Annotated in this window: 4 protein-coding genes; 3 read left to right on the forward strand and 1 reads right to left on the reverse strand. The window is 61.1% G+C overall.

What is annotated here, in order from left to right:
* On the forward strand, window positions 1-818 hold an 818-nt coding region (locus tag ACT8II_RS09080; protein WP_443813898.1), incomplete at its 5' end, for a transketolase.
* A 4-nt stretch (window positions 819-822) separates the two neighbouring features.
* Window positions 823-1,764, forward strand: coding sequence for a transketolase family protein (locus ACT8II_RS09085; RefSeq protein ID WP_443813900.1), 942 nt, complete (start codon window positions 823-825; stop codon window positions 1,762-1,764).
* A gap of 200 nt (window positions 1,765-1,964) precedes the next feature.
* On the opposite strand, the gene ACT8II_RS09090 is transcribed toward ACT8II_RS09085, so the two are convergent.
* On the reverse strand, window positions 1,965-2,930 hold the full coding sequence (locus ACT8II_RS09090; RefSeq protein WP_294158196.1) for a hypothetical protein: 966 nt from the start codon (window positions 2,928-2,930) through the stop codon (window positions 1,965-1,967).
* Between the two features lie 480 nt (window positions 2,931-3,410).
* Here ACT8II_RS09090 and htpG point away from each other — a divergent pair, with 480 nt between their 5' ends.
* A complete protein-coding gene (gene htpG / locus ACT8II_RS09095; protein ID WP_443813902.1) occupies window positions 3,411-5,435 on the forward strand; it encodes a molecular chaperone HtpG in 2,025 nt (674 codons plus the stop codon).
* Window positions 5,436-5,551 lie beyond the last annotated feature (116 nt).

A 5,551-nucleotide genomic window follows, 5' to 3' on the forward strand; every position in this document is an offset into this window, starting at 1 on the left:
TTGCCAATGAAGTTAGAAAGGGGGTCGTGGTCGGAACGCATGCCGCCAAGTCCGGCCATCCCGGCGGCTCCCTCGGCTCAGCCGATATCATCACGTATCTGTATTTTGAGGAGATGAACATCGACCCGAGCGACCCGCGCCGCGCGGATCGCGACCGGTTCGTCCTCTCCAAGGGTCACTGCGCCCCTGCCCTGTATTCCGTGCTCGCCGAGCGCGGGTTCTTCCCCAAAGATGATCTTGAGACCCTGCGCCATGTTGGTAGCCACTTGCAGGGCCATCCCAACATGAACGACACTCCCGGCGTCGACATGTCCACTGGCTCGCTGGGTCAGGGCATCTCCGCCGCGGTGGGCATGGCGCTCGCCGCCAAGCACTGGGGCGATGCGTATCGTACGTTCTGCCTGCTGGGCGATGGCGAGATCGAGGAAGGCCAGGTGTGGGAGGCTGCGATGTTCGCCGGCAACCACCATCTCGACAACCTCGTGCTCATCGTCGACCACAACGGCCTGCAGATCGACGGCAGCATCGAGGAGGTCAACTCCGCGATGCCCATTGCCAACAAGTTCGAGGCCTTTGGCTTCCACGTCATCGAACTCGCCGACGGCAACGACATGGCGCAGGTGCGCGCTGCGTTCCAGGCTGCTCGCGAGGTGAGCGGCAAACCCGTGTGCATCGTCGCCGAGACGGTCAAGGGCAAGGGCGTCTCCTTCATGGAGGGCCAGGTGGGCTGGCATGGCAAGGCCCCCAACGACGAGCAGTTCGAGCAGGCAATGGCCGAGCTTGATGCCCGCGCGGCCGAGCTCGCGAAGGAGGCGTAAGGCAATGGCAGACGTTAAGAGGATCGCCACGCGTGTGAGCTACGGCGAGACGCTGGTCGAGCTCGGTGCGGAGCACGATGACTTTGTGGTGTTCGACGCCGACCTTGCCGCGGCGACGCAGACGGGCAAGTTCAAGGCCGCCTACCCCGACCGTTTCTACAATGCCGGCATCGCCGAGGGCAACATGATGGGCCTCGCCGCGGGTGTTGCCACCACGGGCCGCGTTGCGTTCGCGAGCTCGTTTGCGATGTTCGCCGCAGGCCGTGCGTTCGAGCAGATTCGCAACTCGATCGGCTATCCGCATCTCAACGTGAAGATCGGCGCCACGCATGCCGGCATATCGGTGGGCGAGGACGGAGCCACGCATCAGTGCAACGAGGACATCGCCCTCATGCGCACCATTCCCGGCATGACGGTCGTGGTTCCCGCCGACGACGTGGAGGCCCGTGCCGCCACGCGTTGCGCCTATGCGACGGACGGCCCCTTCTACCTGCGCTTTGGCCGTCTTGCTGCGCCGGTGATCAACGACCCTGATACCTACGAGTTCGAGCTCGGCCGTGCCGTCGTCATGCACGAGGGCACCGATGTGTCCATCGTCGCCTGCGGCCTCATGGTGTCCGCCGCGCTTGAGGCCGCAGAGGTCCTTGCCGCGGAGGGAATCTCCGCCGAGGTCGTCAACATGCACACCATCAAGCCGCTCGACTCGGAGACGCTCGTTGCTTCCGCTTCCAAGACCGGCCACGTGGTGACGGTTGAGGAGCACTCCATTATGGGTGGCCTTGGTGAGGCGTGCGCGGCCGTTTTGGGCGAGCAGTGCCCGGTGCCCATGCGCCGTGTTGGCGTTCGCGACACGTTCGGCGAGTCCGGCCCGGCGCTGGAGCTTTTGGACAAGTACGGCCTCAACGCCGAGGGTGTTGCCGCTACTGTGCGCGAGGTGCTTGCGTAGAGGGTCCGCTCCCGCCTTCACGCCGACATGCGATGAAACGCGGTGCCGCTTGACGCGGTGCCGCGTTTTTCATTGGTGCGAAATCGCATGCTCGATTGGCGGGGATTCTCATGCTCGATCGGTGGGGCTCGCATCTTCGATTGGCGCGGCGCCGCACTTTCGACAGCAAAGCTCGCGGTGCCGCGCATCCGCGACCCCCGTCAGAATTCGTTGCCTCCATATCTGGTTACGGTCGGCATGAGCTGCATTCGCAAAATCTTTTGGAGCGTATGGAATCCGCTGGTGCGAATGCGCTTGCGAGAGCCCAGGGCGCGGAACAGATCGTCGGTGAACTGCTGGAATAGGTGCTCATCGACAAGATCCTCGTACCACACGTTCAAGATGGTGAATCCGGAGCCGACGATTTTGTTTTGTCGCCGCGCATCCCGCCCTGCCGCCTCTATGGAGTGGAACTCCTTTCCTTGGTATTCAAGGCCGACGCGCTGCCGGGTGAACCCGATGTCGACGCGCCGCCTCCCGACGGGCGTCGCGACGGGATGGTTCATCGAGATGGGACCGAGACCTAGACCGCCCATCGTGGTGGGCAGCGAGACAAGCATGGCCAGGACGGTCTCCATAGGGGAGTTTGACAGGCCGTTCACGTATTTGAGCAAATTACGCGCCCGCTTGATGCCGGTGACCCTGTGGATGGAGTCGGTGAGCCTGCCGATTTTCTCGGTTGATGTAAGCGGTTTCTCGGTGCACGTGAGGCCGTCCCACGAATCATCGAGAACATAGGTGCCGCAAAGCTCATATCCCAAGCTGATGATATCGAAGTTGCTCCAGGTGTTGTCGCCCGCAATCTGGATGAAGGAGAGTTCGGGACTCACCGTCCAGAACGATCGGTCGATTTTTATGAGCGACCGAGGAGGAAGAGGGCGGTAGCATGCCGTGACTTGGATATCTTGACGTTGGTTGTATCCGCGGTTTCCATCGACGAGAACGTGATATGGCTTGCTCACGATGCCGTGGACGGTCATGTCATCAGCCAGGAGCTGCCGCGGCGGAACTGACAGGCCGGTGACCTGGCCGGTCCTCGGCTTGTCGAGCAGCGTCGGGATGAGGCGTTTGCTCGATCGGTAGAGTTCGAGTGCGGAGGCGCCGCACGCGCAGACAACTTTCTCCATGCATAGACGATACGCTCTTTTCTGCATTTCGGCGCATTTTTGCCAAAGTGGTCAAAAAACTACTTCATACAGTATTTCTTGTCTCTTTTTGTCGTTGGCTGGGCGTCGAGTGCATCACGGTTGATGCATGGGCGGCACACTGCTGTGCATTTCTTCATAAGTGACGGGTTTTACGGCCATTTCGATTTAGAGACGCGATGCAACGTAATTACAAATACTGTATGAATATAAATCGTGACCGCAATTGGCCGCAGCGAGCATCGAACGGTGAGGCCTGCTCTCCACGGGGTGCCAATAGCCCGCAGGTGACGGGCTGAGACTTCAGGATGCCAATTGTGTCATCTGAATCTAAGTGGTAAACGCTTAGGTTTTATGAGTTCAATTATGGGTACCATGGAGGCGTTCAGTAGATGTGCGCCGCTTGCCGGCGCACAAGCCGGCGAAAGCCGGCTAGACGACAGCAGAAAGGGCGTTGCGCGCATGCAGCAATTTAAAACCGAGAGCAAGAAGCTCCTCGACCTCATGATCAACTCGATCTATACCAACAAGGAGATCTTCCTGCGTGAGCTTATCTCCAACGCGTCGGATGCGGTGGACAAGCTCAACTTCAAGAGTCTCTCCGACTCGAGTATTCAGCTCGGCAACGACGACCTTGCCATCCGCGTCTCGTTTGACAAGGACGCGCGCACGCTTACCGTCTCCGACAACGGCATCGGCATGACCGCTGAGGACCTCGAGGAGAACCTCGGCACCATCGCCCATTCCGGCAGCCAGGAGTTCAAGCGGGAAAACGCCGAGCACCAGGGCGGGGATGTCGACATCATCGGTCAGTTTGGCGTGGGCTTCTACTCTGCGTTCATGGTTGCCTCCAAGGTCCGTGTGGTCAGCCGCGCCTTCGGCGAGGACACGGCGCACGTATGGGAGTCCGACGGCCTTGAGGGCTACACCATCGAGCCCGGCGAGCGCGCCGAGCACGGCACCGACGTCATCCTCACCATCCGCGAGAACGTCGCCGGCGAGAATGGCGAGCCCGGCGAGAACTACGACACGTATCTTTCCGAGTGGGGGCTCAAGGACCTCATCAAGCGCTACAGCAACTACGTGCGCTATCCCGTCCAGATGATGGTCACCAAGAGCCGCGAGAAGGAGCGCCCCGCCGACGCCGGCGACGACTACAAGCCGGAGTACGAGGACTACGAGGAGCTCGAGACCATCAACTCGATGACTCCCATCTGGAAGAAACGCAGCTCGGACGTGTCGGAGGAGGACTACAACGAGTTCTACAAGTCCACGTTCCACGACTTCGAGGATCCGGCGCGTACGGTGAGCTTCCACGCCGAGGGCACCCTCGAGTACGACGCGCTGCTCTATATCCCGAGCCGCGCACCGTTCGACCTTTACAGCAAGGATTACGAGAAGGGCTTAGCGCTCTATAGCTCCAACGTGTTGATTATGGAGAAGTGCGCCGACCTGCTACCGGATTACTACAATTTCGTGCGCGGCGTGGTGGACTCCCAGGACATATCGCTCAACATCTCACGTGAGACCCTGCAACACGACCGCCAGCTCAAAGCCATTGCCAAGCGCGTGGAGAAGCGCGTGACGAGCGAGCTCGAGAAGATGCGCGACGACGACCGTGAGACGTACGAGAAGTTCTTTGAGAACTTCGGCCGTGGGCTCAAGTTTGGCATTTACTCCAGCTATGGGATGAAGGCCGATGAACTTGCCGACCTGCTGCTGTTCTGGAGCGCGCGCGGGAACAAGATGGTGACGCTTGCCGAGTACGCCGCCGCCATGCCGGAGGGCCAGAAGGCGATCTACTACGCGGCGGGCGATGATCGCGAGCGCCTGGCCAAGATGCCCGTGGTAAAGGGCGTGCTCGACCGCGGCTATGACGTGCTCCTGCTCACGGCCGATGTTGACGAGTTCACCTTCCAGGCCATGCGCGGCTACACCGCCAAGCACATGCCCAAGGTTTACGAGGACGACGCTGCCCGCGAGGCGGCCGCCAAGGCCGTTGCCGACGGTGCGGAGCCCGAGACCGAGGACCGCTTCCTCGAGCTCAAGAATGTGGCGACCGGCGATCTCGACCTCGCGACCGAGGACGAGAAGAAGGATGCCGAGGAGGCTACGAAGGAGCACGGCGACCTGTTCGAGGCCATGAAGGAGGCCCTCGGCGACAAGGTGGAGAAGGTTGCGGTCTCCGCGCGTCTGACCGGTGCCCCCGCCTGTATCACCACCGAGGGTCCGCTGTCGCTCGAGATGGAGAAGGTGCTTGCGCGCGGCCCCGAGGCCGATCGCGGCGAGATGCCCAAGAGTCAGCGCGTGCTTGAGCTCAACGCCAAGCATCCGGTGTTCGACAAGCTCGTGGCTGCTCAGGAGGCGGGCGACCAGGATAAGCTCTCCCTGTATGCCGGTCTGCTCTACGACCAGGCGCTGCTCGTCGAGGGCATCCTGCCCGCCGACCCGGTGGCGTTTGCCCAGAGCGTCTGCGAGCTCATGTAGATTGCTCGCTCGCACATTTACCGGGAATTCATAGCTAAGCAATAGACCGGGGCGCCCTACAGGTGAACTGCCTCCCATTTCTTGGACTGGAAAATAAAGTCCTCGAGATGGGAGGT

The sequence above is a fragment of the Collinsella sp. genome (assembly GCF_052346665.1).
Classification (GTDB): domain Bacteria; phylum Actinomycetota; class Coriobacteriia; order Coriobacteriales; family Coriobacteriaceae; genus Collinsella.